Origin of the sequence: Bacillus hominis (assembly GCF_018332515.1) — a bacterium.
In the GTDB taxonomy this organism is placed as follows: domain Bacteria; phylum Bacillota; class Bacilli; order Bacillales; family Bacillaceae_G; genus Bacillus_A; species Bacillus_A hominis.
Window position 1 is genome coordinate 1 of record NZ_BOQD01000575.1, and the last position, 1850, is coordinate 1850.

Genomic DNA, 1850 nt, shown 5'->3' on the forward strand with positions numbered 1-1850 from the left:
TCAGATTTTGAAGTGAATAATTTGTACATTATTTATTTCATTCTATTACCAACTATTTTAATATTATTTATGATCTATTTTAATGAAGTTTTAAAAGATGCAATATTCATGCGATCAAAATTAATAAAAGTTGAAAAAATGGAGATTGTCAGCCAGCTCGCTGCAAGTATTTCACATGAAGTCAGGAATCCATTGACTGTTGTAAAAGGATTTACACAACTTTTAAAAACACCCAATATAACTCAACAATCCAGAGATGAGTATATTCAACATATTCTTGAAGAGTTAAATCGTGCACAAGCAATTATTGATGATTACTTAACTTTTGCCAAACCGGCTTCAGAAAAACTAAATCATATTTCAGTGGAGCACGAGTTAAATCGAGTTATTAATATGATATTGCCTTTTTGTAACATGAATAATATTAATATTACAAAAGAGTTCTCAGAGGGAACAATTATTGGTAATACACAGCACTTCCATCAATGTTTTTTAAATTTAATAAAAAACAGTATAGAAGCAATGCCAAGTGGCGGTAATCTAATTATTTCTGCAACTGTTAGTAATAATAAGGTCATAATACGGATTCAAGATAGTGGAATTGGAATGTCACAAGAGCAAATTAATCGATTTGGCGAACCATATTTTAGTACAAAAACGAAAGGTACGGGTTTAGGAACGATGGTTGCTGTAAAAATTATCGAAACGATGCGAGGCACATTGAAAATCCGAAGTGTTATAAATAAAGGAACTACTTTAACTATCACATTACCTAAATGCAGTAATGAGGAGATTTCGTATAATAAATGAAAAAGGAGCTATTAAGCTCCTTTTTCATTTATTTCGATACAAAAAGTATCTGCTATGTTTTTTAAAGTTTACATTTTGTAGAGACTAATTAGAAAGTAGTACCCTTAGCTCCAACAGCTACATCCAACAATAATTAATAAAATAAATAACACAACTAATAATGCGAAACCTCCACCAAAACCACAAGAACCACCGAAACTCATATTTTCTCCTCCTTTTGGTTTGAAAACTAATAGGTAGTTGATCATTTTAACTGGTTCGAATTATACAGTATGTGTATCTCCCTTTTTTGAGCATGTCTTCATAAAAATTAGTAAAAGCACTCTATTGAGAGTGCTTTAAAATGGATACCAGAAACTTCGGAATACATTCAGCTTTAAGTAAACTGCAATAATCAAAATGATAATACCAACAAAAAGTGTGATGTAATCTTCCTTTTGTGCGTCCTTTGCATAGTACCACGTTCGTTTATCTTTCTTTCCAAACCCTCTTAAATCCATTGCATTTGAAACAGTATCAATTCTTTCTAATGAATGAATAATAAGTGGCCAAAAAATTAAAACACGGTTTTTCATACGAATCCACAAACTCGCTTCTCCTTTTTCAAAAGGTACGCCTCTTGCTTCCTGTGCGTGTCTAATGATAATATATTCGGATTGAATACTTGGTATATAACGCAGTGCAATATTTATTGCATATGTAATTTTATAAGGAACAGCAAATTTATTTAAGCTGCTTACAAATTCACTTGGATGAATTGTATAAATAAAAAGAAGTGTAAATGGTAATAACGTAAAATATTTCAATGAAAGTGTAGCTGCATAAAATAAGGTTTCATATGTAATTGTTGCATAACCTATATGAAAAAAAGAGGTATACGTTCCCGTTAATTCCGATCCATGGGTGGGCGTAATGAAAAGAATCATAACGGAATTTAATAAACTAAATGTAAATATAACGCTGAAAATAGCTATAATTTTACGCAATTGAATTTTTGCAATTAAGAGGCCAATACATCCAATAATAAATAAAATTAGCAA

3 protein-coding genes are annotated in these 1850 nt (G+C 30.5%); 1 reads left to right on the forward strand and 2 read right to left on the reverse strand.

What is annotated here, in order from left to right; translation table 11 throughout:
• On the forward strand, window positions 1-810 hold an 810-nt coding region (locus KI356_RS27425), incomplete at its 5' end, for an ATP-binding protein (RefSeq protein ID WP_212937033.1).
• Window positions 811-914: 104 nt separating this feature from the next.
• On the opposite strand, the gene KI356_RS27430 is transcribed toward KI356_RS27425, so the two are convergent.
• Both KI356_RS27430 and KI356_RS27435 read right to left on the reverse strand, forming a co-directional pair.
• Window positions 915-1013 (reverse strand): YjcZ family sporulation protein, encoded by a 99-nt coding sequence (locus KI356_RS27430; protein ID WP_000007808.1) that lies wholly within the window; start codon window positions 1011-1013, stop codon window positions 915-917.
• 135 nt (window positions 1014-1148) lie between these two features.
• A partial coding sequence (locus tag KI356_RS27435; RefSeq protein ID WP_212937034.1) for an energy-coupling factor transporter transmembrane component T family protein occupies window positions 1149-1850 on the reverse strand: 702 nt, incomplete at its 5' end.

Coding starts and splice junctions, on each gene's coding strand:
- KI356_RS27430 (WP_000007808.1), bottom strand. CDS start 1,013: ATGAGTTTCGGTGGTTCTTGTGGTTTTGGTGGAGGTTTCGCATTATTA.